Origin of the sequence: Streptomyces sp. P17 (genome assembly GCF_032436805.1) — a bacterium.
Classification (GTDB): domain Bacteria; phylum Actinomycetota; class Actinomycetes; order Streptomycetales; family Streptomycetaceae; genus Streptomyces.
Genome location: NZ_JAVRBF010000013.1, coordinates 47,163 through 73,520, shown reverse-complemented (window position 1 = coordinate 73,520; position 26,358 = coordinate 47,163). Strand labels below are relative to the sequence as shown.

Annotated in this window: 24 protein-coding genes and 3 pseudogenes; 12 read left to right on the top strand and 15 right to left on the bottom strand. The window is 71.2% G+C overall.

The features are described from left to right. Nucleotides 1-106 precede the first annotated feature (106 nt). Together RMT89_RS10980 and RMT89_RS10975 are read left to right on the top strand one after the other, a co-directional pair. Nucleotides 107-760 carry a zf-HC2 domain-containing protein gene (locus RMT89_RS10980; RefSeq protein WP_315883631.1) on the top strand — a complete coding sequence of 218 codons (654 nt, stop codon included), beginning with the start codon at nt 107-109 and terminating at the stop codon, nt 758-760. 97 nt (nt 761-857) lie between these two features. After that, the gene (locus tag RMT89_RS10975; protein WP_315883630.1) at nt 858-2,039 is read left to right on the top strand and encodes a SpoIIE family protein phosphatase; all 1,182 of its coding nucleotides are present in this window, start codon (nt 858-860) and stop codon (nt 2,037-2,039) included. Nucleotides 2,040-2,052: 13 nt separating this feature from the next. Here the strand turns inward: RMT89_RS10975 and RMT89_RS10970 are convergent, their stop codons facing one another. The 3 genes from RMT89_RS10970 to RMT89_RS10960 all read right to left on the bottom strand — a co-directional run bounded on the left by RMT89_RS10970 (nt 2,053) and on the right by RMT89_RS10960 (nt 6,336). Beyond that, nucleotides 2,053-2,916 (bottom strand): DNA-formamidopyrimidine glycosylase family protein, encoded by an 864-nt coding sequence (locus RMT89_RS10970; protein ID WP_315883629.1) that lies wholly within the window; start codon nt 2,914-2,916, stop codon nt 2,053-2,055. Nucleotides 2,917-2,942: 26 nt separating this feature from the next. Then, on the bottom strand, nt 2,943-5,030 hold the full coding sequence (locus tag RMT89_RS10965) for a SpoIIE family protein phosphatase (protein WP_315883628.1): 2,088 nt from the start codon (nt 5,028-5,030) through the stop codon (nt 2,943-2,945). 64 nt (nt 5,031-5,094) lie between these two features. Then, on the bottom strand, nt 5,095-6,336 hold the full coding sequence (locus RMT89_RS10960; RefSeq protein WP_315883627.1) for a DUF6777 domain-containing protein: 1,242 nt from the start codon (nt 6,334-6,336) through the stop codon (nt 5,095-5,097). 134 nt (nt 6,337-6,470) lie between these two features. Here RMT89_RS10960 and RMT89_RS10955 point away from each other — a divergent pair, with 134 nt between their 5' ends. Then, nucleotides 6,471-7,895 (top strand): lipase maturation factor family protein, encoded by a 1,425-nt coding sequence (locus RMT89_RS10955; RefSeq protein WP_315883626.1) that lies wholly within the window; start codon nt 6,471-6,473, stop codon nt 7,893-7,895. On the opposite strand, the gene RMT89_RS10950 is transcribed toward RMT89_RS10955, so the two are convergent. The 5 genes from RMT89_RS10950 to RMT89_RS10930 are packed head-to-tail and all read right to left on the bottom strand — an operon-like array spanning nt 7,883 to nt 12,015. Next, nucleotides 7,883-8,698 carry an amidohydrolase family protein gene (locus RMT89_RS10950; protein ID WP_315883625.1) on the bottom strand — a complete coding sequence of 272 codons (816 nt, stop codon included), beginning with the start codon at nt 8,696-8,698 and terminating at the stop codon, nt 7,883-7,885. The two genes, RMT89_RS10955 and RMT89_RS10950, sit on opposite strands and share 13 nt — an antisense overlap. After that, on the bottom strand, nt 8,695-9,009 hold the full coding sequence (locus RMT89_RS10945; RefSeq protein ID WP_315883624.1) for an L-rhamnose mutarotase: 315 nt from the start codon (nt 9,007-9,009) through the stop codon (nt 8,695-8,697). Before RMT89_RS10945 ends, RMT89_RS10950 begins: the two co-directional genes overlap by 4 nt. Further along, on the bottom strand, nt 9,006-9,923 hold the full coding sequence (locus RMT89_RS10940; protein WP_315883623.1) for an aldo/keto reductase: 918 nt from the start codon (nt 9,921-9,923) through the stop codon (nt 9,006-9,008). Before RMT89_RS10940 ends, RMT89_RS10945 begins: the two co-directional genes overlap by 4 nt. Then, nucleotides 9,920-10,675, bottom strand: coding sequence for an SDR family oxidoreductase (locus RMT89_RS10935; RefSeq protein ID WP_315883622.1), 756 nt, complete (start codon nt 10,673-10,675; stop codon nt 9,920-9,922). Before RMT89_RS10935 ends, RMT89_RS10940 begins: the two co-directional genes overlap by 4 nt. Beyond that, on the bottom strand, nt 10,672-12,015 hold the full coding sequence (locus tag RMT89_RS10930) for an L-fuconate dehydratase (protein WP_315883621.1): 1,344 nt from the start codon (nt 12,013-12,015) through the stop codon (nt 10,672-10,674). The genes RMT89_RS10935 and RMT89_RS10930 overlap by 4 nt, the downstream gene beginning before the upstream one ends. Before the next feature lie 230 nt (nt 12,016-12,245). Between RMT89_RS10930 and RMT89_RS10925 the strand changes: the two genes are divergently transcribed. Continuing rightward, nucleotides 12,246-12,950, top strand: a complete 705-nt coding sequence (locus RMT89_RS10925; RefSeq protein ID WP_315883620.1) for a FadR/GntR family transcriptional regulator — start codon at nt 12,246-12,248, stop codon at nt 12,948-12,950. Between the two features lie 7 nt (nt 12,951-12,957). Here RMT89_RS10925 and RMT89_RS10920 read toward each other — a convergent pair whose 3' ends face one another. Then, nucleotides 12,958-13,875, bottom strand: coding sequence for a penicillin-binding transpeptidase domain-containing protein (locus tag RMT89_RS10920; protein ID WP_399497945.1), 918 nt, complete (start codon nt 13,873-13,875; stop codon nt 12,958-12,960). Nucleotides 13,876-13,932: 57 nt separating this feature from the next. On the opposite strand from RMT89_RS10920, the pseudogene RMT89_RS10915 reads away from it, so the two are divergent. The 6 genes and pseudogenes from RMT89_RS10915 to RMT89_RS10895 all read left to right on the top strand — a co-directional run. Next, nucleotides 13,933-14,148, top strand: a pseudogene (locus RMT89_RS10915) (hypothetical protein); the annotation flags it as partial. 959 nt (nt 14,149-15,107) lie between these two features. After that, a complete protein-coding gene (locus RMT89_RS10910; RefSeq protein ID WP_315883618.1) occupies nt 15,108-15,761 on the top strand; it encodes a transposase family protein in 654 nt (217 codons plus the stop codon). A 12-nt stretch (nt 15,762-15,773) separates the two neighbouring features. Further along, nucleotides 15,774-16,151 (top strand): annotated as a pseudogene (locus RMT89_RS45910) (DUF4158 domain-containing protein); the annotation flags it as partial. Nucleotides 16,152-16,179: 28 nt separating this feature from the next. Beyond that, a pseudogene (locus RMT89_RS10905) lies at nt 16,180-16,443 on the top strand (DUF4158 domain-containing protein); the annotation flags it as partial. 135 nt (nt 16,444-16,578) lie between these two features. Beyond that, nucleotides 16,579-17,532: an alpha/beta fold hydrolase gene (locus RMT89_RS10900; protein ID WP_315883617.1), complete on the top strand. Its 954-nt coding sequence runs from the start codon at nt 16,579-16,581 to the stop codon at nt 17,530-17,532. Between the two features lie 83 nt (nt 17,533-17,615). Then, nucleotides 17,616-18,959 (top strand): amidase family protein, encoded by a 1,344-nt coding sequence (locus RMT89_RS10895; RefSeq protein ID WP_315883616.1) that lies wholly within the window; start codon nt 17,616-17,618, stop codon nt 18,957-18,959. A gap of 1 nt (nt 18,960) precedes the next feature. Here RMT89_RS10895 and RMT89_RS10890 read toward each other — a convergent pair whose 3' ends face one another. Genes RMT89_RS10890 through RMT89_RS10880 form a run of 3 tightly spaced genes read right to left on the bottom strand, consistent with a single transcriptional unit; the run spans nt 18,961 to nt 20,232 of the window. Then, nucleotides 18,961-19,524 (bottom strand): SMI1/KNR4 family protein, encoded by a 564-nt coding sequence (locus tag RMT89_RS10890; RefSeq protein WP_315883615.1) that lies wholly within the window; start codon nt 19,522-19,524, stop codon nt 18,961-18,963. Beyond that, nucleotides 19,521-20,003, bottom strand: coding sequence for a GNAT family N-acetyltransferase (locus RMT89_RS10885; protein WP_315883614.1), 483 nt, complete (start codon nt 20,001-20,003; stop codon nt 19,521-19,523). The genes RMT89_RS10890 and RMT89_RS10885 overlap by 4 nt, the downstream gene beginning before the upstream one ends. Before the next feature lie 55 nt (nt 20,004-20,058). Then, on the bottom strand, nt 20,059-20,232 hold the full coding sequence (locus RMT89_RS10880) for a hypothetical protein (RefSeq protein ID WP_315883613.1): 174 nt from the start codon (nt 20,230-20,232) through the stop codon (nt 20,059-20,061). Between the two features lie 394 nt (nt 20,233-20,626). On the opposite strand from RMT89_RS10880, the gene RMT89_RS10875 reads away from it, so the two are divergent. Together RMT89_RS10875 and RMT89_RS10870 are read left to right on the top strand one after the other, a co-directional pair. Then, nucleotides 20,627-21,118: a hypothetical protein gene (locus RMT89_RS10875; protein WP_315883612.1), complete on the top strand. Its 492-nt coding sequence runs from the start codon at nt 20,627-20,629 to the stop codon at nt 21,116-21,118. A gap of 25 nt (nt 21,119-21,143) precedes the next feature. Further along, complete coding sequence (locus tag RMT89_RS10870; RefSeq protein ID WP_315883611.1) at nt 21,144-21,953, top strand: SDR family oxidoreductase; 810 nt, start codon at nt 21,144-21,146, stop codon at nt 21,951-21,953. 78 nt (nt 21,954-22,031) lie between these two features. On the opposite strand, the gene RMT89_RS10865 is transcribed toward RMT89_RS10870, so the two are convergent. The 3 genes from RMT89_RS10865 to glgC all read right to left on the bottom strand — a co-directional run bounded on the left by RMT89_RS10865 (nt 22,032) and on the right by glgC (nt 26,353). After that, the gene (locus RMT89_RS10865; protein WP_315883610.1) at nt 22,032-23,525 is read right to left on the bottom strand and encodes an SDR family NAD(P)-dependent oxidoreductase; all 1,494 of its coding nucleotides are present in this window, start codon (nt 23,523-23,525) and stop codon (nt 22,032-22,034) included. Between the two features lie 105 nt (nt 23,526-23,630). After that, a complete protein-coding gene (locus RMT89_RS10860; protein WP_315883609.1) occupies nt 23,631-24,962 on the bottom strand; it encodes a wax ester/triacylglycerol synthase family O-acyltransferase in 1,332 nt (443 codons plus the stop codon). 170 nt (nt 24,963-25,132) lie between these two features. After that, complete coding sequence (glgC, locus tag RMT89_RS10855) at nt 25,133-26,353, bottom strand: glucose-1-phosphate adenylyltransferase (RefSeq protein ID WP_315883608.1); 1,221 nt, start codon at nt 26,351-26,353, stop codon at nt 25,133-25,135. Nucleotides 26,354-26,358: the final 5 nt, after the last annotated feature.

Sequence of the window (26,358 nt, the reverse complement as noted above, 5' to 3'; positions counted from 1 at the left end):
CCCAAGGTTGGTGATTCTGGGTGTGCCTTGAGTGATTCGGCTGTCCGGTGCGTACGGGTGGGAGCAAGGAGTAACCCACCCCACACCCAACGGCACGAGGATTCGCATGAGGTCCCTGGAGAGGCATCGCGACGTCGCCGCGTACGCGCTCGGCGTGCTGGACGAGGCGGACGCCTTCCGCTTCGAGGATCACCTCATGGAGTGCCCCAGTTGCGCGGCACACGTGACGGAGTTCGGGCCCGCGACCCGGCAGTTGATGCTGTACCGGCGGGCAACTCCCCGCTCCGTGCACCCGATGGCCAAACCGGGCCCCCGTCTGCTGGACCGCCTGCTGGGCGAGGTCGCGGGACGCAACCGTACGGGCCGCAGGCGCCTGCTGTTCGGGCTGGCCGCGTCGGCGGCCGTGGCGCTGGCCGCACCGGGGATCGCGATGATGGCGACGGACGGCGACTCGACGGTGCGACGGGTCTCGGCCACCGACGAGCGCTCCGGGGTGTGGGCCCAGGTGACCGCCGAGAACGAGCCATGGGGCACCCAGGTCGAACTGAAGGTCAAGGACGGCGCGGGCCCCCGCTCCTGCCGTCTGATCGCCGTCGGCCGCGACGGCTCGGAGCAGATGGTCACCAGCTGGACGGTGGGCCGGCACGACGCCCGCGAGAACACCATGATGGGCGCCGCCGCCTTCCGCGCCGACGAGATCGACCGCTACGAGCTGCGCACCTCGGACGGGGAACGTCTGGTGACCCTTCCCTCCGCCTGACCCGTCCGCCCCTGTCGGCGGGCGGGCCCAGGGCACCGGTGTGACACTGCTGGGGACGCACTCGACCAGGCCCGGTCCCGACGAGGGGAGAGAGCAGGTGGGGACGCCCGACGCCGGCGACGGTCCGCTGGAGGAGTTCCTCGCCGATCCGGCGAACGCCTCGCTTGACCTGTCCACCGCCGTGGCCCGCTGCTCCAAGGCCCTGGGCCTGCAGCACTCCGTGGTCTATCTCGCCGACCTCCAGCAACACCAGCTCGTCCCGCTGACCGATGTGGCCTCGGCGCTCCGGATCGACGGCTCGCTCGCGGGCTGGACGTACCGGACGCAGTCCCTGCGCGTGGAGGAGTTCGAGAGCGGCGGTCTGACGGTCTGGTTTCCCCTGGTCGACGGCGCGGAGCGGCTCGGCGTCCTGGCGGTGCACTCGCCGTCCCTGACCCCGCGCACCCTGCGCCGCGGCCGGACCCTCGCCGCCCTCCTGGCCATGATGATCACGTCCAAGCGGGCGTACAAGGACTCCTTCGTACGGCGCACCCGCTCCGAGCCGATGCAGCTGCCCGCCGAGATGCTCCGCGCCTTCCTGCCGCCGCGCACGATCGGTACCTCGCACGTGGTGTCCACCGGAGTGCTGGAGCCCGCCTACGAGATCGGCGGCGACGCCTTCGACCACTCGCTCACCGAGACGACCCTGCACACCGCGGTGCTGGACGCCATGGGCCACAACCTCGCCTCCGGGCTGACCACCGCCGTCTCGCTCGCCGCCTTCCGCAACGCGCGGCGCACCGGGGCGGATCTGCCGGAGCTGGTCTCGTGTGTGGACGACGCGCTGGCGCAGTGGCTCCCGGACCAGTTCTGCACCGGCATCCTCGCCCAGCTCGACCTGGAGAGCGGCATGCTGCGCTGGAGCAACTGCGGGCATCCCGTACCGCTGTTGATCCGTGGCGGGCGGCTGCTCGTGGACGCCATGGAGCACGAGGCCGATCCGCCGATGGGCCTGCCGGGCCAGTTCGCCGTGAAGCCGCGCCAGACCCACGAGATCGCCCTCGAACCCGGCGACCGGGTGCTCATGTACACCGACGGCGTCACCGAGGCGCGTGCCGCGGACGGCGGCGAGTTCGGCCTGGAGCGGTTCGCCGACTACGTCATCCGGGCCACCGCGGCGGGCGAGCTGGCGCCGGAGACGCTGCGCCGTCTCATCCACTCGATCATCGACTCGCCGAGCAACCGGCTGCGCGACGATGCGACGATCCTCATGTTCGAGTGGTGGCCGCGCGCCAACTGACGGGCCTCTCGGGCTACTTGAGCAGCCGGGACAGCCGCCGGTCCGCCAGGGGCTTGCCGCCGGTCTGGCAGGTCGGGCAGTACTGGAGGGAGGAGTCGCTGAAGGAGACCTCGCGGATGGTGTCGCCGCAGACCGGGCAGTGTTCGCCGGTGCGGCCGTGGACACGCAGTCCGCTCTTCTTCTCCGCCTTCAGACGGCCCGCCGCAAGCCCCCGGGAGCGCTCAACCGCCTCCGTCAGGGTGGTGCGCAGGGCCTGGTAGAGGGTGCTGGTCTCCTCCGGGGTCAGCTTCGCGGCCAGCTTGAACGGGGACATCTTCGCCGCGTGCAGGATCTCGTCGCTGTAGGCGTTTCCGACGCCGGCGATCAGGCTCTGGTCCCGCAGGGCCCCCTTGATCTGGCGGCGCTCGTCCTTCAGGAGGGCCGCGAGGCGGGCTTCGTCGAAGTCGTCGGCCAGCGGGTCGGGGCCGAGTCGGGCGATGCCGGGGACCTCCTGCGGGTCCTGGACGACGTAGACCGCCAGCCGTTTCTGGGTGCCCGCCTCGGTCAGGTCGAAGCCCTCGCCGGTCTCCAGGGCCACCCGCAGGGCCAGCGGGCCCTTGCCGGGTTTGGGCGGGCCGTCGGGGAGGCGGTCCTTCCAGTGCAGCCAGCCCGCGCGGGCGAGGTGCGTGATCAGGTGGGGGCCGTCCGCCGTCGTGAGGTCCAGGAACTTGCCGTGCCGGTGCACCGCGGTGACCTGGCGGCCCTCGACGGCGGCCGGCGGTGGGTCGTACGTCTTCAGGACGCTGATCGCGACGGGCAGTACCCGGACGATCTCGTGGCCGACCAGGTGCTCGGTGAGGAAGTCCTTGAGTGCTTCGACCTCGGGGAGTTCCGGCATAGGTCCAGAGTGCCACCGGGGGCGGCTCAGTTCCGCCCCGGGACCATGAACTCGCACCACACCGCCTTGCCCCCGCCGCGCGCCTCCACCCCCCACACGTCGGTGAGCAGCTCGACCAGGAGCAGCCCGCGTCCGGAGACCCCGTCGGCGCCCGCCTCGCGGCGCCGGGGCAGGGCGCTGGATGAGTCCTCCACCTCCACGCGCAGCCGCCGGCCGGCGCCGGTCAGGACCCGCAGGGTGACGATCGCGGAGCCCTCGGTGTGCATCAGGGCGTTGGTGATCAGCTCGTCGGCGACCAGTTCGATCTCGTCGGCCCGCTCGCCGGAGCCCCAGGCGCGCACGGCGGCCCGGATCATGTGCCGGGCCTGGGTGAGGGCCTCGGGGTCGCCGGGCGCCACATGCTGCTGGAGCCGTCCGCCGGCCTGCGGGGCGTCCAGGCCCCGGCGCCGCAGCAGAAGCAGCGCCACGTCGTCGTCGCCTCCGCGCTCTTCGGCGACCTCGATCAGCCGGTCGGCGAGTTTGCGCACGTCGTCGGGGCCGTCGGCGACCAGGGCCGTGAGCGTCTGCATGCCTTCGTCGAGGTCGAAGCCGGGCTGTTCCACCAGGCCGTCGGTGCACAGCAGCAGCGTGTGCCCGGGGTCGAGTTCGAGGGTGCGCACCGGGTACTCCAGGCGCCCGAACTCGGCGGAGAGGCCGAGCGGAAGACCGCCCTCCATGGCGACCCGCCGACAGGTGCCGTCGGGCTGCCGTACGAGCGGGTCGATGTGCCCGGCGCGCACCGCCTGCACCACGCCGGTGGACAGGTCGGCCTCGGCGTACAGGCAGGTCGCGAAGCGGTCGGTGTCCAGCTCGTGGAGGAAGACGGAGGCGCGGGCCATCACTGTGGCGGGGGTGTGCCCCTCGGCGGCGTAGGCGCGCAGCACGATGCGGAGTTGACCCATGACGGCGGCGGCGTGGGTGTCATGGCCCTGGACGTCGCCGATGACCGCGCCGACCCGGCCGCCGGGCAGCGGGATCAGGTCGTACCAGTCGCCGCCGATGTCCCGGCCGAGGGTGCCGGCGGCGGTGCCGGCCCGATAGCGGACGGCGACGTCGGCGCCGGGGACACTGGGGATGGTGCGCGGCAGCATGGCCTGCTGGAGGCCGGTGGCCAGGTCCTTCTCCTGCTCGTAGAACATGGCCCGTTGCAGGCTCTGCGCGATGCTGCTGCCGAGGGCGACCAAGACGTTGCGCTCCTCGGCGGAGAAGCCTCGCCGGTCGCTGTAGAGCAGGCCCATGGCGCCGATCGGGCGGGCCTGGGCGATCAGCGGCAGATAGGCGGCCGAGGTGATGTCCAGGTCGGTGATGTGCGGCCACAGCACGGGGTAGCCGTCCGCGAACTCCTCCGGTGACTCGATGAACCGCGGGGTGAGGGTCCGTACGACCTCGCTCATCGGGTACGGCTCGTCGATCCGGGTGACCCGGGTGCCGGGCACGAAGCTGCCCGCCGGGCCCTCGGCGATCAGCCGGATACGGCCGGCCTCGACCAGTCCCATGACCAGGCTGGTGGCGCCCAGATGGGTGAGGCCGTGGGTGTCCTTGAGGACGTCGATGACGTCCTGGACCGTGCGGGCGTGCGCGAGGGCGGCGGTGGTCAGCTCGACGACGTTCGTCTGCCGGCGGCGCGCCTCGTCCAACTGGGCCTGGTCCCGGCGTGCCGCGCTCTCGCTCAGCTCCTCGGTGGCGTCCCGGACGATGCCGATGATGCGGCGCGGGCGGCCCGTCTCGTCGCGCCGGATGTAGCCCTGGGTGTGGGTCCAGCGCAGGGAGCCGTCGCGGCGGCGGATACGGAAGTAGGCGCCGTAGTTCTCGCTGCCGTCCTTCATCGCCTGGGCAACCAGGGCGTCCAGGCGGTACCCCTCCGGCCGGGGGACCCGGACGGCGAGGCTCTCGGGGTGGCCGTCGTACTCGTCGGGGCGCAGGTCGAAGACCTCGTGGGCCTGGGCGTCCATGTGGAACAGGCCGGTGTCCAGGTCCCAGTCGAAGCTGCCCATGCGGTTGAGCGCCAGGATCGGATCCGGGTGGGCGGGCCAGTCGTCCGGGAGTGACAGGGCGCTCGCTCCCCGATCAACCATGGGCCCACCTTGCCAGGATTTGTCCGATTCTTCGACTGGGGGCGGTTGACCGGGGAGCGCGCCGTCAGCTGTCGAAGACATCCGTCGGGCTGCCGAAGATGCTGCCCGAGGCGGACCGCTCCTCGGGATCGTCGGGGATCAGCCCGCCGCCGTCCGGCACGTCGGGCGTGTCCGGCACGGCGCCGGGGCCGATCTCGTCCGAGGAGTCGAGGGAGGTGTCCGGCTGGTCGGGCACGGTGCCGCCGGAGTCGGGCGGCGTCGACTCGGTCCCGGTGTCCTCCTCCGTGGGCACGAGCGGGCTTTCCGGCTCGGTCGTCGGCGGGGTGGCCGTGACGGTGGCGGTGGGGCAGTCCGTCGGTGTCGGCGGTTGCGTCGGTACGTCCTCGGTGGCACCGGGCGTGACCGTGACCGTGGGGGTCACACACTCCGTCGGCGTGCCCTCGGGCGTGGTGGAGCCGGTGCGCTCGTCGGAGGGCTCGGTGCTCTCGTCGTCCGGGGACAGGCTGTCGTCCGGACTCGGAGTGCTGGGTGTCGGCTTCAGCGGTTCCGGACGGGGCACGGGCCGGTCGTAATCGACCTCGTGCCCGATCCGCCGTTCGATCCAGGTGTTGTTGACGATGTTGATGATCGTGATGCTGGTGATCACCTGGGGCGCCGGAGTCACCACGATGACCTGGGCCGGCCGATAGCCGGACCACGCGCGGCCGCTGGTGGCGGGGCTGCCCTGCGTCGCCACGGGCGGCTCGATGGGGTTGCCGCAGGCGCAGCGCACCCGCGGCACGCCCCGGTTGTCGACGAGGACGGCGGTGCCGGCCTGGAGGACGGCCTGGTAGGTGGTCGCCCGCCCGTCGCGGTACCCGTGGTTGGTGACCCGGGTGTCGGCGCGCAGCACGACCGGGGCGAGACCGCGCAGATAGTCCGGGATCCCGGCCTGGGAGATGCCGGCGGCCCCGGCGAAGGCGCGTGCCTTGCCCTGGTCGGCGGTCAGGTAGCCGATCTGCCGGTTCACATCGCAGCTGCCGACGCGTTCGGTACCGCCGTAGAGGCCGGGCGTGGAGCCGAGGTAGGAGCGCACACCGTCGGCCGTCGGGGTGGACTGCGGCGTTCGGGTGACGGGCGGCTGGGTAGCCGTGGAGGTGGCTGTGGAGTCCGTGAAGGGATCGGGTCCCTGTGCCGCGACCGGCTGGAGGAAGACTTCCCCGCTCGCCGCCGTGCCCTTGTCGTTCTCCGAGCCGCAGCCGGTGACCAGGAGCGCCGTAGCGAGCGCGCAGGCCGTGACCAGGGTTCCGGTAGGTGTTCGCACCACGTTCTCCCGCCTCTTATGGGGCAGTTCGTGACTATTGTCTGCTTCACCCGCATGGGTTACGCAACCGGAGATATACAGAGAGTGACCAGGCAGCGAGGGCTGTCGGCGGGACAATGGACGAAGGAGCGCAGGCCGTGGAGTGGTTCACCGCACCCGAGTACTGGCTGAGCCGACTGGTCTTCCAGCGGGCCCTGGCCGGGGTGTACCTCGTCGCCTTCCTGACGGCGGCGCTCCAGTTCCGTGCGCTCATCGGCGAGCGGGGCATGCTGCCCGTCCCGCGCTATCTGGCGCGGGTGCCGTTCAGGGCGGCGCCGAGCCTGTTCCACTTCCGCTACTCGGACCGTCTCTTCGCGGTGTGCGCCTGGTCGGGCTGCGCGGTGTCGGCGGCACTGCTCGCGGGGCTGGACGGACTGCTCCCGCTGTGGGCCGGCATGGTGCTGTGGCTGGTGCCCTGGGTGCTCTACCTCTCCATCGTCAACGTCGGTCAGACCTGGTACTCCTTCGGCTGGGAGTCCCTGCTGCTGGAGGTGGGCTTCCTCGCCGTCCTCCTCGGCAACGACGAGGTGGCCCCGCCGATCGTCGTGCTGTTCCTGCTGCGCTGGATCCTGTTCCGCGTCGAGTTCGGGGCGGGCCTGATCAAGATGCGGGGCGACGAGTGCTGGCGAAAGCTCACCTGCCTGGACCACCACCACGAGACCCAGCCGATGCCCGGCCCGCTGAGCTGGTTCTTCCACCATCTCCCCCGGCCGCTGCACCGCGCCGAGGTGGCCGCCAACCACTTCACCCAACTCGTCGTGCCGTTCCTGCTGTTCACCCCGCAGCCCGTCGCGACCGCCGCCGCGTCCCTGATGATCCTCACCCAGCTGTGGCTGGTGCTGTCGGGCAACTTCTCCTGGCTGAACTGGATCACCATCGTGCTGGCGGTGTCGGCGCTCCGCCTCCCGGACGCGGCACCCTCCTCGGTCCCCGACGCGCCCGTCTGGTACCAGGCCGTGGTCCTCGCGGTCTCCGCCCTGCTCCTCGCCCTCAGCTACCGCCCGGTCCGCAACATGATCTCCCGCCGTCAGGTGATGAACCGCTCCTTCGACCCGCTCCATCTGGTCAACACCTACGGCGCGTTCGGCAGCGTGAGCCGTGTCCGCTACGAGGTGGTCGTCGAGGGCACGGACGAGGACGTACCGCGCGAGGACTCCGACTGGCGGGAGTACGAGTTCAAGGGCAAGCCCGGCGATCCCCGGCACTGGCCCCGGCAGTTCGCGCCGTACCACCTGCGGCTGGACTGGATGATGTGGTTCGCCGCGCTGTCCCCGGCCTACGCCGGTTCCTGGTTCGGCGCTCTGGTGGAGCGCCTCCTGGAGAACGACCCTGCCACCCTCAAGCTCCTGCGCCACTCCCCCTTCCCGCCCGACGCCCCGCCCCGCTACATCCGCGCCCGCCTCTTCCGCTACCGCTACACGACCTGGCGCGAGCTGCGGGAGACGGGCGCGTGCTGGGAGCGGACGTATGTGCGGGAGTACATGCCGCCGACGCGGCTGGCGGGTGTGGCTCAGAGGTCGTAGACGCGGACCGCGGTGCCGTGGAAGATCTCGTCGGCGTCTGCCCACTCCCGTGTGATGGCGAGGACTTCGCCGTAGGAGGCGACCTGGGTGCACACCGGCCAGTCCGAGCCGAACATCAGCCGGTCCGGGCCGAAGGCGTCGAGCACGGTGTCGGCGAACGGGCGCAGGCCGTCGACGGTCCAGGATGCGGGGTCGGCCTCGGTGAGCAGGCCGGAGAGCTTGCAGACCGTGTTGGGCAGCGCGGCCAGGGCGCGGATGTCGGTGGCCCAGGGCTCCAGGGCGCCGGAAGCGACGAGCGGCTTGCCCAAGTGGTCGAGAACGAAGGTGAGTTCGGGGAGGGCGGCGGCGGCCTTGGCGCAGGCGGGGAGCTGGTGGGGCAGGACCACGAGGTCGTAGACCAGCCCCGCCTCGGCGACGGCGGCCAGACCTCGGCGTACGTCCGCCCGCAGCAGCCACCGCGGATCCGCCTCCCCCTGGACCTGGTGGCGGATGCCCTTGAGGTACCGCCCACCGGGGAGTTCCCGCAGGCGGGCCAGCTCCTCGGCGACATCCGGGCCGGTCAGGTCGGTCCAGCCCACCACCCCGGCGATGAGGTCGTGTTCGTCGGCAAGGGCGAGGAACTCCGGGGTCTCCTCCCGCACGGTGACGGTCTGGACGAGGACCGCCCGGTCGACCCCGGCCGCGCGCGCCCGGGGTGCCAGGTCGGCGACCGTGAAGTCGCGTCGGATCGGGCTGTTCCGGCCGATCCAGTCCTGGTCGCGTACGGACAGGTCCCAGACATGGACGTGTGCGTCGACCGTCATGGCAGCTCCCATACGACGGGCAGACCGGCCTCCGCATCCTCGCCGGAGTAGTCGTGCACGACGTCCAGCAGCTCGGCCATGTGTGCCTGCCAGGCCACGTTGACCGTGAGTTTCTCCAGCTCGGCGAGGAGAGCGGCATAGTCCTCGCACTCCAGGAGATGGAAGAGGTCGGTACCGCTGCGCCAGATCGCCCGGGACCTCGCACCCGCGGCCCGGATGGCGGCCGTGAGCTCGGCCGGGACCTCGCGGTGGGCGGCCTCGTAGTCGGCGATGCGGTCCGCGCGGACCTTGGTGTGCAGGGCGACCCTCATGACGGCTCCTCCCGGAGATCCCGCCAGAAGGCGGCCGGTATCGGGGTGGCGAACTGAGCGGCGCAGTCGTGGACTTCGGCGGCCGAACGGGCGCCCACCAGGACGCCGGTCACCGCCGGATGGGCCGCGCAGAAGGCCAGGGCGGCGGCGCGCAGGGTGATGCCGTGGCGCTCGGCGATCTCCTTCATGCGCAGGGCCCGGTCGGTCAACCCCGCAGGCGCTTGGGCGTAGTTGTACGTCGATCCCGGCCCCGGGTCCGCCAGGAGCCCGGAGTTGAAGGGCCCGCCGATGACCACCGATACGCCCCGTTCCTCGGCGACGGGGAGCAGTTCGGTGAGCGCGCTCCGGTCGAGCAGGGTGTAGCGGCCGGCGCACAGCACCACGTCGACGTCGGTGTCACGAACAAAGCGGGTCAGCATCTCCGCCTGGTTCATGCCGGCGCCTGTCGCGCCGACCACGCCCTCGGAGCGGAGCTTCTCCAGCGCCGGATAGCCCTCGCGGAAGGCCACCTCGGCATGGTCGTCGGGGTCGTGGAGGTAGACGATGTCCACGCGGTCGAGGCCGAGCCGTTCCAGACTGGCGTCCAGGGTGCGTCGTATGCCGTCCTCGGTGAAGTCCCACACCCGGCGGTGGGTGGCGGGGACGGCGAAGCCGTGGGCCAGGTCGTCGCCGCCCGCGTCCGACGCCTCCAGTCGGCGGCCCACCTTCGTCGAGATCGTGTACTCCCCGCGCGGCCGCTCGCGCAGGGCGGCGCCCAGGCGGCGCTCGGAGAGGCCGAGGCCGTAGTGCGGGGCCGTGTCGAAGTCGCGGATGCCGCACTCCCAGGCGGCGACGACCGCCTCGTACGCCTGCTCCTCGGTGACCTCGGTGTAGAGGTTGCCGAGGGCGGCGGCGCCCAAGCCGAGCCGGGTCACCGCTCCACCGGCCGCAGGCGCAGGCCCTGCATACCGCCGTCGACCGCAAGGGCGGTGCCGGTGGTGGCGCCGGACTGCGGGCTCGCCAAGTAGGCGATGGCGCCCGCGACTTCGGCGGCCGAGACCAGGCGGCCGGAGGGCTGGCGGGCCTCCAGGGCAGCGCGTTCGGCGGCCGGGTCGGGCGCCTTGGAGAGCAGGCGGCCGATCCACGGGGTGTCCGCCGTACCGGGGTTGACGCAGTTGACGCGGATGCCCTCGCGGACGTGGTCGGCGGCCATGGCGAGGGTCAACGCATACACCGCGCCCTTGGTCGCGCTGTACAGCGCCCGCTGCGGCAGACCCGCGGTGGCGGCGATCGAACAGGTGTTGACGATCGCCGCGTGCCGCGACCGGCGCAGGTGCGGGAGGGCGGCGCGGGCCGTGCGGACCATGCCGACGACGTTGACGTCCAGGACGCGGTGCCATTCGGTGTCGTCGTTGTCCTCGACGGTGCCCTGGGCGCCGATGCCCGCGTTGTTGATCAGCACGTCCAGAGCGCCGAGGTCGGCGACGGCGGCGGCGACCGCTTGCCGTACCTCGGTGTCGTCGGTGACGTCGGCGCGGTACGCGCGCAGTGGTTTGCCGACCGAGGACGGGTCGAGGTCGAGGACGGCGACCTGGGCGCCGCGCGCCGCGAGAAGTTCCGCCGTGGCCCGGCCGATTCCGGAGGCGCCCCCCGTCACCAGGGCCTTGAGACCCTCGAAGTCGGTCATGCCGTGTGCCCCTTCTTCTGCGTCTGGAGGTCCGCCGCCCAGAAGGCGCCGTCCGGGAAGGTGTACCGCGCGATCGACTCGGGCCGCATGGCGGCCGAGAAGCCCGGCGCGGTGGGTGCCGTGTAGTGACCCTCGCGGACGACCACGGGGTCGAGGAAGTGGTCGTGCAGATGGTCGACGTATTCGATGACCCGGTTCTCGGTGGTCCCGGTGACCGCCGCGTAGTCGAACATCGAGAGGTGCTGGACGAGTTCGCACAGTCCGACCCCGCCCGCGTGCGGGCAGACCGGCACGCCGAACTTGGCCGCCAGCAGCAGGATGGCGAGGTTCTCGTTGACGCCTCCGACGCGGGCCGCGTCGATCTGGACGATGTCCAGGGCGCCGGCCTGGAGGAGCTGCTTGAACACGACCCGGTTCTGGACGTGTTCGCCGGTGGCGACCTTCACCGGGGCGACCTGCTTGCGGATCGCCGCGTGGCCCAGGACGTCGTCGGGGCTGGTGGGTTCCTCGATCCAGTACGGGTCGAACTCGGCGAGGGCCCGGGTCCAGCGGATGGCCTCGTCGACGTCCCAGCGCTGGTTGGCGTCGATCGCGAGGCGGATGTCCGGGCCGACGACCGCGCGGGCGACGCGGCAGCGCCGTACGTCGTCGGCCAGGTCGGCGCCCACCTTCAGCTTGATCTGCCGGAAGCCGTCGGCGACGGCCTCGGCGGCGAGCCGGGTGAGCTTCTCGTCGTCGTAGCCGAGCCAGCCGGCGGAGGTGGTGTAGGCGGGGTAGCCGCGTCGTAGCAGATGGCTCCTGCGCTCCTCGGCACCCGCCCGGCCCCGGCGCAGGATCTCCAGCGCTTCCTCGGGCGTCAGCGCGTCGGTGAGGTACCGGAAGTCGATCTGGCGGACGATCCACTCGGGTTCGGCGTCGGCGAGGAGCCGCCACAGCGGCTTGGCGGCGCGCTTGGCGGCCAGATCCCATACGGCGTTGACGACCGCCCCGATCGCCATGTGCATCACGCCCTTCTCGGGGCCCAGCCAGCGCAGTTGGCTGTCGCCGATCAGGTCGCGGTTCAACGTCCCCGGATCGGCGCACAGTTCGTCGACGGGCCGTCCCACCACATGCCCGCGCAGCGCGTCGATCGCGGCGACCTGGACCTCGTTGCCCCGCCCGATGGTGAAGCTGAATCCGTGCCCCTCGTGCCCGTCGGGTGCGTCGGTGCGCAGCACGACGTAGGCCGCCGAGTAGTCGGGGTCCGGGTTCATCGCGTCGGAGCCGTCGAGCTCGCGCGAGGTGGGGAAGCGGATGTCGTAGGTGTCTACCGCGGTGATGCGGGCAGAGGTCGGGGGCACGGAAGGCCTTTCGGTCGATGGCGGGGGGCCTTGCGGGGTTCGGTCCTGGGCGCGGCGCGTGTGCGACTGGCGGCTCCTCGTCGAGGGTGTACGAGCAGACGTCCGCATACTTATCAGACCATTCACATGGCAGAACACCCTCTGGCGGCAGACTGCCCAGATCTCTGCCCCCAGTGGTCCGACCACTTCGCTGGATACACTTCGCCGCATGCGGTGAGTGGAGGAATGGCGTGGACGAGGAGACGGCCCCCCAGAAGGGAACCGTGACACAGCGCGCCATCGAGCAGATCAAGGCGCTGATCGCGGACGGGCGTCTTGAGCCGGGCCAGCGGCTGCCGACCGAGCGGGACCTCGCGGCCCGACTCGGTATCTCCCGCAGCTCGATGCGCGAGGCGATCCGCGCGCTCACCGTGATGGGCGTACTGGAGGCCCGGCACGGCTCGGGCATCTACGTCACGCAGTTGGAGGCGGGCGACCTCCTGGAGACCTTCGGTGTGGTCGCCGATCTGTCCCGGGGCCCGCGTCTGGTGGAACTGCTGGAGGTGCGCCGCATCCTGGAGTCGACGGCGACCGCGCTGGCCGCCGCGCGGATCACGCCCGAGCAGCTCGCCGAGGTCGAGAAGCATCTGAAGGCGATGAACGCCACCGACGACCCCGAGGAGATCCTCGCCCACGATCTGGCCTTCCACCGTGAGATCGCGGTGGCCGCGGGCAACGACACGATGGCCGCCATCCTGGAGGGCCTGTCCTCACGCACCTTCCGGGCCCGCGTCTGGCGCGGCTACCAGGAGGAGGGTGCGTTCGAACGCACGCGCCGCGAACACGCGGCGATCCACCGCGCGTTGGCGGCCCGCGATCCGGAGGCGGCGCGGGTGGCCGCGGCGGCGCATGTCGGTGAGGTGGAGGAGTGGCTGCGGTCACAGCTTGGCTCCTAGCGACGGCCTACTCGTCCAGAACCGCTTCCATCACCTTCCGCGCGATGGGCGCGGCCGCTCGGTCGGGCTCGGCGTCCTGCACGACGGCGGCAACCGCGACCGACGCGCTCTCGGCGGACTCCGCCTTCGCGTAGGAAATGAACCATGAGTACGGGCTCTCGCTGTTGCCAGTGCCCGTCTGAGCCACGCCCGGTTTGCCCCCGACCTCGACGTCGGTGATCGCGGCATCGGTGCCGGTACCGCTGTCGACCACGGCCCGCATCATCTGCTGCAGCTTGCGAGCGGTGGCTTCGGACATCGGATGGCTCAACACCTTCGGTTCGGTGGCCTGGCTGTCGGTGGGGGCCGCCCGTACCAAGTACGGGCGCATCAATGTGCCGTCATTCGCGACCGCCGCTGCCACCATCGCCATCTGGAGCGGAGTGGCCCGGGTGTTGTACTGCCCGATCGCGCTGAGGGCGTTCTGCGAGCGGTTCGTCTTCGCGGGGTAGACCGACGAGTTCGCGCGGAGAGGCACCAGATGTTCGGAGCCGAAGCCGAACTCCTCCGCCTGCGCGAGCGTCCTGTCGCTGCCGAGGTCGGAGCCGATCTTGGCGAAGACCGTGTTGCAGGAGTGCTGCAGGGCCGCCTTCAGCGACGCATTCTCGCAGGGGACGTCTCCTTGGTTGTTCAGTCGGGTGGTGGTCTCGGGCAGGGTCCAGGGTTCCGGGGTGTCGGTCGGGTCCTCGACGGACGTGTACAGGTCGTTCTCCAGCACCGCGGCCGCGGTGACCACCTTCAACGTGGATCCCGGCGGACAGGTCTCCCGCAACGCCCGGTTGAGCAGCGGGTCGTTCTTGTCGGCCTGCAACTTCTTCCAGGCATCGGCGTGCTCTGACGATGAGCCGACGAACACCGAGGGGTCGTACGACGGTGTCGAGACCAGGGCAAGGATGGCGCCGGTCCGCGGATCGAGCGCAACGACGGCGCCCTGCCGGTCTCCCTCACGGGCAGTGTGACCGGAACCTTCACCCTGTCCGACACCGAGGGCACGGTGACGGAGTTCACCAAGCCGGATGCGGCCGCCACCACCTGGCAGGTCTCCAGCACCCTGCTGGACGGGCTGACCAACTCCACCACCACCGTCGTCTCCGAGACCGTCACGGTCGACGGCAAGAAGCTGGCCCGCCCCAAGCGGTCAAGCGCAGTGGTGTCGGCAGATGGGTCAAGCGGAACCGCGTATGGATCGCCGGAGGTTTGGCAGGAGCTGGCTGCGGAATCGTCACTTTCGGCACAGCGGCGGCAGTCTGCGCCGTAGCCGCCGGAGGCCTGGCGAGTGCCGGTGCTCAATGGGCCGGAGACCGGAGGTCGAGCAGGAGCCAGATCATGTGGGCGGCTATCTCCGGAGCCGCTGGTTACGGCGGCGGTGGCGCCGCACTCGGCTCCGTCGGCAGGTGGGGCCTCAAGTCAGCTCTGCGTAGATGGCGGCCGGGCAGCGGACGGCACGCCAGGTACACGCCGCGTTCCCACCGAAAGAGGAGCTGGTCCTCTCGATGGTGGTAATCCAGGAAAAAACGCCGATCTGGCGTAGTTATTGATGGGAAACTCTTGCGGTTCTCGCCGTCAAGCTGCTGACCTGCGGCGACGCGCCAGGCGAGGCGGAAGCCCTTGAGTTTCCCATCAATAGGCGCTACCGGCCGGATTCCCGGCCGGTAGCGCCATTCGCAGGCTATCAGTTCACTTTTCCGAGAGGATGAAATAAATGAGCGAGGCCCGGAGTAATGCGAGGGTCTTTCCGGTTCTGGCGGTCCTGGCGTTCATTGCGGGGGTTGTTTTCCCGGCGGTAAATCAAGCCGGGACGAGTGCCGGAATGTTCGCCTGCTCGGCTGTGATGTTCGCGACTTCTTGGTTCTTTTCCTGGAAGGAGAAAGGATAGGCTATCGCTGGATTATAGTTAGCCTCGATCCGTCAGCGGTGATCTCGCGTTCGTCTGGTGATCGGTTCACGCCGGTTTGTTCCCGTGGTGCGGGTGCGAGGCCATCGCGTGTCGCTGCGGCTGCGTCGGGGTTCCACGTCTCCCGGGGTGGCAGGCGTGAGGCGTGCTCGGATCTTGGACGAAGATGCGCGAACGTCGAAGGGCGCAGCCCGTCATGATCTTGTGATTCCACTCGCAAGATCGTGAAGGCCGCGCCCGTATGCCATCCTGCCCGACCCTGCCCACCTCCCGTCAACTCGCCGATCAACTGGGCGTCAGTGGCGAGGAGTTGTGCACGCCCGCCACGCTCCCCGCGCTCCTGGCAGCGGTTCGTAACGGTGCCCGATCCGCGGGCTCCGCACCTGGTCACGCACCCTTTGCCGATGCTGCTCGGCCTGGCCGCCTGCGCCCTGTTGTGCGGGGCGCGCTCGGTGCGAGGCGTGATCCGCTGGGCCCACGGCCAAGGCGCCGGCATCCTGACCGCGCTCGAGGTCCCCGATGGCGCCCCGGACCGGCTGCCGGTAGCCACCACACTCACCTGCACCCTCGCCCGGATCGACGCCGATGCGCTCGATACGGCCGTCGGCTCCTTCGTCCAGGCCCACGCCTGCGATCCTCTGGCCGGCATCGCAGGCGATCCACCCCTGCTCCAGCTCGCCGCCGACGGCAAGACCGTGCGCGGCGCCCGCGACAGCGACGGTCTGCAGCTGCACCTGCTCGGCGTCTACCAGGTCGATCCCGGCGTGATGCTCGCCCAGCGCGAGATGCGCCACAAGCCCCACGAGACCGTGCACTTCACCGCCGCCCTCGACCTGATCGGCGACATCACTGGCGCGACGTCCAGCTTCGTCTCGTAGGCCTCGGGCTGGATGCCGAGTTCGTGCGTGGGGTACTCGAACCGGTTGATGCGCTCGGTCAGGTACGGCGAGACCTGGGCTAGGTCCTCGGGTCGATCTCCCAGCCTTCCGGCGTCTTCTACCAGGTCCGACCACCGTGCCGGAGCGGTTCCCGGATTCCCGCGCCCGGTGAACAGCGGCGCCTCTACCGTCCAGCCGGTTACCGGGTACGGGGTTGACGAAAGGGGCTGTGGCGTGGGGCGGGCTCTGGGACTGGACGGGGTAGTGGACCACTTCACCCTGTCCGGCGACGAGGCGGGATGGTTACGCAACAAGACCGGGGCGACGAGATTGGGCTTCGCCGTCCAGCTCAAGTTCCTGACCTGGCGCGGCCGGTTTCCCCGGATGCGCATGGAGCTGCCGCCCCTACGCGGTCGAGCACGTCGCCCGGCAGGTCGGCGTCGCCGCGTCCGAGCTGGGGTTCTACGACTTCACCTCGCGCGCCGCGAAGCGGCACCGAAGCGAGCTGCGGGATCTGACTGGCTGGCACGAGTGCACCAAGACCGACTTGGTCAAGCTCGTCTCGCACCTGGTGGACGTTATCTGGCACGACGAGCGCCGTGAGGAACAGGTGCGGGCCGAGTTGCTGCGGCAGATGCGCGCGGATCTGATCGAGGCGCCCACCGCGGCCCAGCGCGGTTGATCGAGCGGGACAGTACGGGGGTGGCCCGGGGGACCTGAGGAACCGCTCCCTCAAGGCGCCGAGCCGGGGGACAATGGCGGCATACGGCTGCGGAAACTGGCCTGTGCCGCCGCAGGGCTGTCGCTGCTGTGGGCGGTGAGCTGTACCGGCGGCGGGGACGAGGGCGCGCGCGAGACACCCTCGGCGAGCCCTCGTACGGCGTCCGCCTCGCCCTCCCCCGTGGGTCCCGTGTCGAGCCAGGCGCTGATCCAGCGCGACCACCGCGGAGCCGATCTCCGGCTCGGCACCGTCCTCGCCCGCACCGACGCCTACACCTCCTACGCCGTGACGTACGAGAGCGACGGTCTGACCATCTCTGGGCTGATGAACATCCCCGAGGGCAAGGGCCCGTTCCCGGCGCTGGTGCTCGCGCACGGCTATATCGACCCGGCCGTCTACACCACCGGACAGGGACTGGACCGCGAACAGGACCTGCTCGCCCGCGAGGGCTATGTCGTTCTGCACACCGACTACCGCAACCACGCCCGCTCCGACGACGACCCCGACAACGACGTGAACCTGCTCCTCGGCTGCACCTCTGACGTCATCGGCGCCGTCCTCGCACTGCGCGGATCCGGCCGGCCGGAGATCGACGGTGACCGGATCGGGCTGCTCGGGCGCTCGATGGGCGGCGGAGTTGTGTACAACACGCTGGTGGTGGCGCCGGGGCTGGTGGACGCGGCCGTGGTCTTCGCGCCGGTGAGCGGCAGGCCGCAGGACAACATCGACCGGTTCCAGCGGGGCGAGGGCGACCCGATCGCCGCCGAGATCGACGCCGCGCACGGCACGCCCGCGCAGAACCCGGAGTTCTGGCGGAACGTCTCTCCGCTGGCCTTCGTGGACCGGGCGACCGAGCCGCTGCTGATCCATCACGGCACCGCGGACGACACCTGCCCGCTCGCCTGGTCGAAGCGGACGGTCGCGGCGTTCGAGGCGGCCGGGAAGGACGTGGAACTGCGCCAGTACCAGGGCGAGGGACATACGTTCGGACCCCAGTGGCGGGACTCGATGGAGGCGACGACCGCGTTCTTCGAGCGGCATCTGCGCTGAGCCGCACTCTCGACGCGGGGGCCCTTGGCGGGCAGAGTTCTCCCCGACGTACCAGCGAGTAATCCCTACTCATGGAGCCTTCTGTGACCACCTGGGTCGGCCGGAGCGCCGCCGAGATCGCCGCCGCCGTACGGGAGAAGCGGGCCACGCCCCGGGGGGTGGTCGCCGAGCACCTCGAACGGATCGAGCGCCTGGACGGCCGGATCGGCGCCTTCCGCACGGTGCGGGCGAAGGCGGCGCTCGCCGAGGCAGACGCCGTGGGCACCCGTGCTGATCTGGCCGAACTGCCGTTGGCGGGCGTTCCGGTGGCCATCAAGGACAACCTCGCGGTGTGCGGCGAGTCGCTCCGCATGGGCTCCGCGGCGACCTCGGAGGCACCGGCCGCCGACGACCATGTCACGGTGGCCCGGCTGCGGGCGGCGGGCGCGGTGGTCGTGGGCCTGACCAACGTCCCGGAACTCTGCGTTTTCGGCACCACGGACGGCGTGCACGGCATGGCCCGCAACCCGTGGGACACCTCGCGCTCGGCGGGCGGTTCGTCGGGCGGCAGCGCGGCCGCGGTCGCCGCGGGCCTGGTCCCGATCGCCCTGGGCAACGACGGCATGGGCTCCCTGCGCATCCCGGCGGCCAACTGCGGCCTGGTCACCATCAAACCCGGCCGCGGGGTGGTCCCGGCGGGCATCGGCGACGGCGACTGGTTCGGCATGTCGGAGAACGGCCCGCTGGCCACGACGGTCGAGGACACCCGCCTGATGCTGGCGGTCCTGGCCGGCACGGACCTCCCGCCCGCGTCGACGCGGGGAGCGCGGCGCATCGCGGTGTCGCTGCGCAGCCCGATAGCCGGGGTCGCGGTGAGCGCCCCGTACCGTGCGGCGGCGCGAGAGGCAGCGGGCCTGCTGATGAAGGCGGGCCACCAGGTACGCCGAGCGGATCCCCCCTACCCGCTCTCCCTGAGCCTGACCTCACTCGCCCACTGGACGGCGGGCACCTCGGTCGACGCCCAGGGCCTGGACCCGCGGCTGCTGACCCGCCGCACGAGGGTCCACGCGGCGATCGGCAGACGCTTCGTGGGTCAGGCTCAGAAGGGCACGGCCCGCGAGGAGCTGCGACGCACCCTCGCCCCGTTCTTCGACCAGTACGACATCCTGCTCACCCCCGCCCTGGCCCGCCGCTCCCCCGAGGCCGCCCCCTGGCACGAGCGGGGCTGGCTGCGCAACATCCTGGCGAACACCACCTACTCCCCCTTCACCCCACCGTGGAACCTCACAGGCTGGCCGGCCCTGACCCTCCCCACCGGCACCCTGCCCTCCGGCGCCCCCTGCGCCGTCCAACTGGTCGGCCGCCCGGGCATGGAGACGGACCTGCTGGAGCTGGCCGCCCAGTTGGAGCAGCAACGTCCGTGGCAGCGGACGGCACCGCTGGACTGAGTCATCCCCAGCCGGGCGGCAACAGGTCCCAGGAGTCGCGTTCGAGCCACTCGCCGAAGGTGACCGGACGGGCCCCGCCGGGGTGGTCGAGGGAGAGCGGGAGGATGCGGTCGCAGGTGGCGCGGCCGTCCCACCACATCGTGCCGGCCGGCGGTCCGGTCAGCGCGAGCAGCGTGGCGAAGCCGCAGCCGTGCTCCCGGGCGACGACGGCACCGGCCGTCTTGCGGTACTCGAACTCGCCGGCCTCGTCGTCCCAGGCGCGCCGGGCCGCCGCGTGGGCGTCGGGGTCGGGGAAGTCCTCGGACCGGGGCTCGCGTGCGGCCAGTTCGTCGTCGGCCGCGTCATACGCATCGGGGTGCGGGAAGGGCAGGGAGAGCAGGTCGCGCGGCATGTCGGTGTTGCCGTCCCACCACCAGCCCCCGCTGGTGCGGCGGAGCGCGAAGACGGCGCCGCCCGCGCTGACCCGCCGCAGATACGAGCGGTACTCGGCCGGGAAGCGGATCCCCAACTCCTGCTCGGCCTCCGCCACCTCGGCCTCGGTGAGCGGAGCCGGTACGGAGGTCACAGGGCTTTGTACATGATGTGCAGCCCCACCAGGCCGTGCCGGGGATGCTCGAAGGCGTCCGGTACCGTGCCGAGGATCGTGAAGCCGAGGGACGTCCACAGCTTGACGGCCGGATTGGTCTCGACGACGGCGTTGAAGACCATGCCGTGGTAGCCGAGGGCCTTGGCGGTGGTCAGGACGTGTTCGGCGAGGAGGCGGCCGATGCCGCGGCCCGCGTGGGCGGGGTCGACCATGAAGCCGGCGTTGGCGATACGGGCCGCGGGGCCGCCGTAGTTGGGGGTGATGTACGCGGAGGCGACCACCCTGCCGGTCTCGTCCTCGACGACGTACACGCGCTTCGCCGGGTTCATCCACAGGACCCGGGCCGCCTCTTGCGAGGTGTCCGGGTCCCAGGCGTACGTCTCGCCGGCGGAAACGATGCGGTGCCAGAAAGGCCAGATCCGCGGCCAGTCCTCAGCCGCGGCTTCTCTGATCAGCATGGGCGCCAGTCTCGCACGCCCATGCGATCGTCTACGTCGAAGGCTCTCGGCGCCTTCAGTCCACGCTGGGCAGGATGTGGGGCTCGGCGAGGTCGTCCTCGTAACCCGCGAGGCGGATCGGGGCGGATCGGGCCCAAACGTCCAGGCTGCCGAGCTCTCCGGGCCGACGGCCCGCGCGTTCCGGACGTTCCTTGGGACGTGGTTCGCGTTTCGTCTTCTCCGGTGTCACCGCGCACTCCTTATGTGTCGGGTCACCCTCGGGACCAACTGCGCCGGGGCCGCTGCGCCCGGCGTCTGAGGCCGCTCGGGTGTGAATCGATAGGCAGTTCGGACGCGGTGGCGCCGGTTTCTCGTACGGAGCACGTGGGTGTGGGTGGGACCCCGTGCTGCTGTCCGTCCGCTACAGAGTAACCAAATGAGCGGGTACCCGCTCGATGGGGCTGAAAACTCGGGGTTACTGTCTGAAGTCGCCCTGTTTTCTCCCCCCGTCCCCTCACCCCTGCGGGGGACCGAGGGGAACGGGCGTCCCAAGCGCCACGCAGTTCAGGTCCCGTTGGCCGAATCGCAAGCCACCCATGATCTGCTGACGGAGGCAACGGCGTGTCCCGCGGGAGGACTGGCGCATGGAGCTGCGCAGTGTCGAAGAGCTGATGGATCTGCTGTACGCCTGCCGGGGCGCACGGCCCGCCCCCGGCCGCACCGGCGCCGGAACCGATCTGCACCAGCACGCGCTGCGCACCGCCGCGCTGCTGCGTCGGCGCCGCCCCGCCGACAAGGAACTCCAGGTGGCCGGTCTGGTCCAGGCGATCGGCCCGCTGCTCAGGCCCGGCGACCGAACGGCCCAGCCCGGCCGCGCCGCCGACGCCGTACGCCCCCTGCTCGGCGAGCGAGTGGCCCGCCTGGTCCGCGCCCAGGTACTACAGCCTCAGATCTCAAGATCTGAGGCTGTAGTACAGGGCCGCACCTGCGACCCGTCCGACGACGATCTGCTACGGCTGCGACAGGCAGCCGAGGAGAGCCGCACCGCCGGCTTCGACGCCGGGGTCCTGGAGGACTGGCGCACCGTACTGGAACTGCTCGCCGCCCGGAACTCCCGCCTCGGGGCTGTCGACTGACGGGCCGTCATGAGACGGTACGGCGATGACGTCGCCGTACGGACTCCAGGGCCGGGCCGCCGTGGTCACCGGCGCCACCCGCGGCATCGGGCTCGCCGTCGCCCGTTCACTCACCGAGGCCGGAGCGCGGGTGTGCGTGACCGCGCGGGACGCGGAGGAGGTACGGCGCACGGCGGCGGAGCTGGGCGGCGCGGGACTGCCGGGAGACGTGGCCGACCCCGCGCATCTCCGGTCGCTGGCGGACTTCTGCGTCCGCGCACTCGGCCGCCTCGACATCGTGGTCAACAACGCGGCGACCAACCAGCCCTACGGCCCGCTCATGGACATCGACCCGCTCGCCTGGCGCACGGCGTTCACGGTGAACGTGGAGGCGCCCCTCCGGCTGACCCAGCACGCCTGGCGAGCCTGGATGCGCGAGCACGGCGGCACGGTCGTCAACATCTGCACGGAGGGCGCGGAACACGTGGGCCCGAACATCGGCGCCTACGGCACCAGCAAGTCCGCCCTCCTCCACCTCACCCGCCAACTGGCGGGCGAACTGGCCCCGAAGGTCCGCGTCAACTCGGTCTCCCCCGGCCTGATCCGCACCGAACTGGCCCGCTTCGTCTGGGAGTCCGCCGAGCAGCAGATCACCGACGCCATGCCACTGGGCCGCATCGGCGAGCCCGAGGACATCGCCCGAGCGGTCACCTGGCTGGCCTCGGGCGCGGCCCAGTGGGTCACGGGCGCCGATCTGGTGGTGGACGGGGGGACACGGGTACGGGCGGCCCAGCCGACAGCGGGAAGCGCCGTACAGGAGGCGCTCCGCACCCGAACCCCCACTGAGCTGCCGTAGACGGGAGCACGAAAAGCACGCGCGCACGGGGAGACGCTCCCCGCACGCGCGTGCGATGTCAGTGGCCGCTGCGGCGGCCTACCACTTGCCGGGCGCGTAGTCCTTCAGGAAGACCCCGTACACGTCCTCGCCCGCCTCGCCGCGCACCACCGGGTCGTAGACGCGGGCCGCGCCGTCGACCAGGTCGAGGGGGGCGTGGAAGCCCTCCTCGGCGAGCCGGAGTTTGTCGTAGTGGGGGCGTTCGTCGGTGATCCAGCCGGTGTCGACCGAGGTCATCAGGATGCCGTCGGTCTGGAACATCTCCTGGGCGCTGGTGCGGGTCACCATGTTCATCGCGGCCTTGGCGGCGTTGGTGTTCGGGTGCCCCGCGCCCTTGTAGCCGCGGCCGAACACGCCCTCCATCGCCGAGACGTTGACGACGTACGCGCGGCCCGAGGACGCCTTGCGCGCCGCCTCCGCCATCACCGGGCGGAGCTTGCTGATCAGGATGAACGGCGCCGTGTAGTTGCACAGCTGGGTTTCGAGGAGCTCCACCGGGGAGATCTGCTCGATGGTCTGCACCCAGGTGTTGGTGTCGACGACATCGGGGACCAGGCCGCCCGCGTCGATGGCGGTGCCGTCGCGGTGCCGCTCCACACTGGCGTGGCCCGCGACCAGGGCGAGGTCGGCGACCTTCTGCGCGTCGAGGCCGGAGACCCCGAGGGGCAGCGCGGTCAGGCCGTCGACCGCACCGGAGTTGAAGGCTCCGATGACGTGGTGGGCGGGGAGTTCACCGGCCGGCAGCGGGGCGGACTCGCCGTCCACCAGGGCGGCGTACGCCGACGGCAGGCGCCGTACCGTCTGGGTCGCGTTGTTGATGAGGATGTCGAGCGGGCCCTGCTCGGTCAGCTGGTCCGCGAGGGCGACGGCCTGGGCCGGGTCGCGCAGGTCGATGCCGACGACCTCCAGGCGGTGGATCCAGTCCGCGGAGTCGTCCATGGCCTTGAAGCGGCGGATGGCGTCCTTCGGGAACCGCGTGGTGATGGTGGTGTGCGCGCCGTCGCGCAGCAGGCGCAGCGCGATGTACATGCCGATCTTGGCGCGGCCGCCGGTGAGCAGCGCGCGCTTGCCGGTGAGGTCGGCGCGCACATCCCGCTTGGCGCGGTTCAGCGCGGCGCACTCGGGACAGAGCTGGTGGTAGAAGTAGTCGACTTCCACGTACCGCGTCTTGCAGGTGTAGCAGGAGCGCGGGCGCTGGAGTATCCCCGCGATCCGGCCTTCGTCGGTGACCGACGACGGCAGGAGTCCCTCCGTCTCGTCGTCGATGCGCTGCGCGGAGCCGGTCGCCGTGGCCTCGGTGACCGCCCTGTCGTGCGCGGTCTTGGCGGCCCGGCGCTCTTGGCGGCGGCGCTGCTTGACCGTGCGGTAGACACCGGCGGTGGCCCGCCGCACGGCGATGGCGTCGGGGTGGTCGACCTCCAGCTTGTCGAGCTCCTCCAGCACGCTGAGGCAGACGGCCAGCCGCTCGGGGTCGATGCCGGGGCCGTACACGACCTCTTCCGTGGTCGCCGACCCGTCCTGTGTCACCGTCATCGCCGCTGCCGTTTCCCTGCTCACCCGTGCGGCGCTCCGACCGCGTCCGCTTTCGAACGGGGAATTCTACGGAGCGCCGAGCGTCAGTACCAAAAAGCGGGACGGTCAAGGGTCGCAGGCCATGATCAGCGTCTCCACCTCCGCTGACAGTGCCGCGGCCAGCAGGTCGAGGTCCGGTACGGCCGCCGCGTCGGCCACCAGCCCGTAGTGGACGCGTCCGCGGTACGTCGAGACGGCCACCGCGAGGGACTGGCCGCGGGCGAGCGGGGCGTAGGGGAAGACGGCGGTGACCGGGTTGCCGCCGAGTTTCAGGCCGATGCCCGGCAGCGGGACGCTGGTGACCAGGATGTCGAACCAGAGCCGGGCGGCCTGGCTGACCAGGGGTCCGCCGAGGCGGTGGCCGAGCGCCGGGACGTGGTCGGCGAGCAGGGCGACGGCGCCGGCGCCGCGGTTGGGGCCCGCGTCCTTGTTGCGGTCCATGGCGGTGCGGACCGTGTCCAGGCGGCGCAGCGGGTCGGGGTCGTCGACGGGCAGGCGCATGAGGTATCCGGAGAGCCGGTTGCCCTGGGGGTGCGCGGTGCGCGGGCGGCGCCTGGAGACCGGGATCAGGGCGCGGGGCGCGACGCCCTCGCTGCCGTCGCCGCGTTCGTCGAGCCAACGGCGCAGGGCGCCGGCGACGACCGCGATCAGTACGTCGTTCACGGTGCCGCCGACGGCCTTGCGCACCCGGTGCACATCGTCGAGGTCGATGACGACTCCGGCGGTGCGCCGGGTGCCGCTGGGCTCGGAGGTGAGCGCGGCCGTGGTGCGCGCGGCCAGCGTCGTGCCCAGGGTCGACACGGCGAGGGAGGCGCCGATGTCGAGGGCCCGTCCGACGTCGGACAGGGCACCCCGGACCAGGCCGGGGAGCTTGCGCACGTCCGGGAGCAGGCCGCGCGAGGGCTCGGCCGGGCGGGGCCGGGGCTCGGGCAGGTCCATCGGGTCGAGGACGGCCGCGGCGAGCGTCAGCGCGCGCAGCCCGTCGGCCAGGGCGTGGTGGAACTTGAACAGCACGGCGAAGGACACGCCGTCCTCGCCGGGCAGCACATGGGCCTCCCAGGGCGGCCGGCCGCGCTCCAGCGGGCGTTCCATGAGGCGTCCGGCGACCTCCTGGAAGTCATCGGTCGGGGCGTGCAGCCGCACATGGTCCAGGGGATCGAAGTCGGCGACCGGCTCCCGGGTGGCGGCGCCGAAGGCGAGCGGCTGCCAGACGTCCCGGATCCGCATCCGCAGTCCGGGGACGGCCGCGGCGCGGGCCGCGAGCAGGTCGGCGGCGTGGGCCCCGGCCGTGGGCGAGTGCGCGGAGAAGACGCCGAGGGCGCCGAGGTGCATCGGGTGCCGCTCGGACTCGATGTTCCAGAACGCCAGGTCGAGAGGGGCGAGCAGGTCTGAAGTCAAGGGCTTGCCTCGCGTCGACGACGGGTGGGCCAGCAGTCAATCGCGCCTGGGCGATTACGGTCAAGTACGATCAAGCTACGCACAGTTAACAGCAGATTAAGTCCAACCCCTTGGCCGCATCCCGACGCCTCTTCCGTCACAGAAGCAACAGGGATCACGGCGAGCAGAGGTCAGGACACCTGCTGACCCTTCCCCAGCGCGATGACCCCGCCCTTGGAGACGGTGTACAGGTCCGCGTCACGCTCCGGATTGACGCCGATCGTCGCGCCCGGCGGCACCTCCACGTTCTTGTCGAGGACCGCCCCGCGCACGACCGCGCCCCGCCCTATGTGGACGTTGTCGTGCAGCACCGACCCCTGCACCACCGCCCCCGGGTCGACCACCACCCCCGGTGAGAGCACGGACCGCGTGACCTGGCCCCGGATCAGACAGCCGGCGCTGATGATCGACTCCCCCGCGATGCCGCCCGCGTTGAAGCGGGCCGGGGAGAGCTGGCCCGAGTGGGTGTAGATGGGCCACTGCCGGTTGTAGAGGTTGAAGGCGGGCCGCTCGGCGATCAGGTCCATATGGGCGTCGTAGTACGCGTCCAGCGTGCCGACGTCCCGCCAGTACCCCTGGTCCCGGGTCGTCTCGCCGGGCACGTGGTTGGCGCTGAAGTCGTACAGCTGGGCCTCGCCCCGGTCGGTGAGCTGGGGCAGGATCGAGCCGCCCATGTCGTGCACCGATCTGGCGTCCTCGGCGTCCCGCTGGAGCGCCTCCACGAGGGCCTTGGTGGTGAAGATGTAGTTGCCCATCGAGGCGAACACGCGCTCGGGGGCGTCCGGGAGCCCCGGCGGGTCTGCGGGCTTCTCCAGGAAGCGCTCCACCGTCTGGCCGTCGGAGCCGGGAGTGATCACCCCGAACGACGGGGACTCACCGCGCGGGACGCGGATCCCGGCCACGGTCACGCCCGCGCCGGACTCGATGTGCTGGGCGAGCATCTGCCGCGGGTCCATGCGGTACACGTGGTCGGCGCCGAACACGGCGACGTACTCCGGGCGCTCGTCGTAGATCAGGTTCAGGGACTGGAGGATCGCGTCCGCGCTGCCCAGGTACCAGCGCGGGCCCAGGCGCTGCTGGGCCGGGACCGGGGTGACGTAGTTGCCGAGCAGGCTGGACATCCGCCAGGTGGTGGTGATGTGCCGGTCCAGCGAGTGCGACTTGTACTGCGTGAGCACGCAGATGCGCAGGATGTCGCCGTTGACGAGGTTGGACAGGACGAAGTCGACGAGGCGGTAGGTGCCGCCGAAGGTGACCGCTGGTTTCGCGCGGTCCGCGGTCAGGGGCATCAGGCGTTTGCCTTCTCCGCCCGCCAGCACGATTCCGAGCACCGAAGGTCCGCCACGACGCATGGCCG

Coding starts and splice junctions, on each gene's coding strand:
- RMT89_RS10980 (WP_315883631.1), top strand. CDS start 107: ATGAGGTCCCTGGAGAGGCATCGCGACGTCGCCGCGTACGCGCTCGGC.
- RMT89_RS10970 (WP_315883629.1), bottom strand. CDS start 2,916: ATGCCGGAACTCCCCGAGGTCGAAGCACTCAAGGACTTCCTCACCGAG.
- RMT89_RS10965 (WP_315883628.1), bottom strand. CDS start 5,030: ATGGTTGATCGGGGAGCGAGCGCCCTGTCACTCCCGGACGACTGGCCC.
- RMT89_RS10950 (WP_315883625.1), bottom strand. CDS start 8,698: ATGACGGTCGACGCACACGTCCATGTCTGGGACCTGTCCGTACGCGAC.
- RMT89_RS10945 (WP_315883624.1), bottom strand. CDS start 9,009: ATGAGGGTCGCCCTGCACACCAAGGTCCGCGCGGACCGCATCGCCGAC.
- RMT89_RS10935 (WP_315883622.1), bottom strand. CDS start 10,675: ATGACCGACTTCGAGGGTCTCAAGGCCCTGGTGACGGGGGGCGCCTCC.
- RMT89_RS10885 (WP_315883614.1), bottom strand. CDS start 20,003: ATGCTGATCAGAGAAGCCGCGGCTGAGGACTGGCCGCGGATCTGGCCT.
- RMT89_RS10875 (WP_315883612.1), top strand. CDS start 20,627: ATGGAGCTGCGCAGTGTCGAAGAGCTGATGGATCTGCTGTACGCCTGC.
- RMT89_RS10870 (WP_315883611.1), top strand. CDS start 21,144: ATGACGTCGCCGTACGGACTCCAGGGCCGGGCCGCCGTGGTCACCGGC.
- RMT89_RS10865 (WP_315883610.1), bottom strand. CDS start 23,525: ATGACGGTGACACAGGACGGGTCGGCGACCACGGAAGAGGTCGTGTAC.
- glgC (WP_315883608.1), bottom strand. CDS start 26,353: ATGCGTCGTGGCGGACCTTCGGTGCTCGGAATCGTGCTGGCGGGCGGA.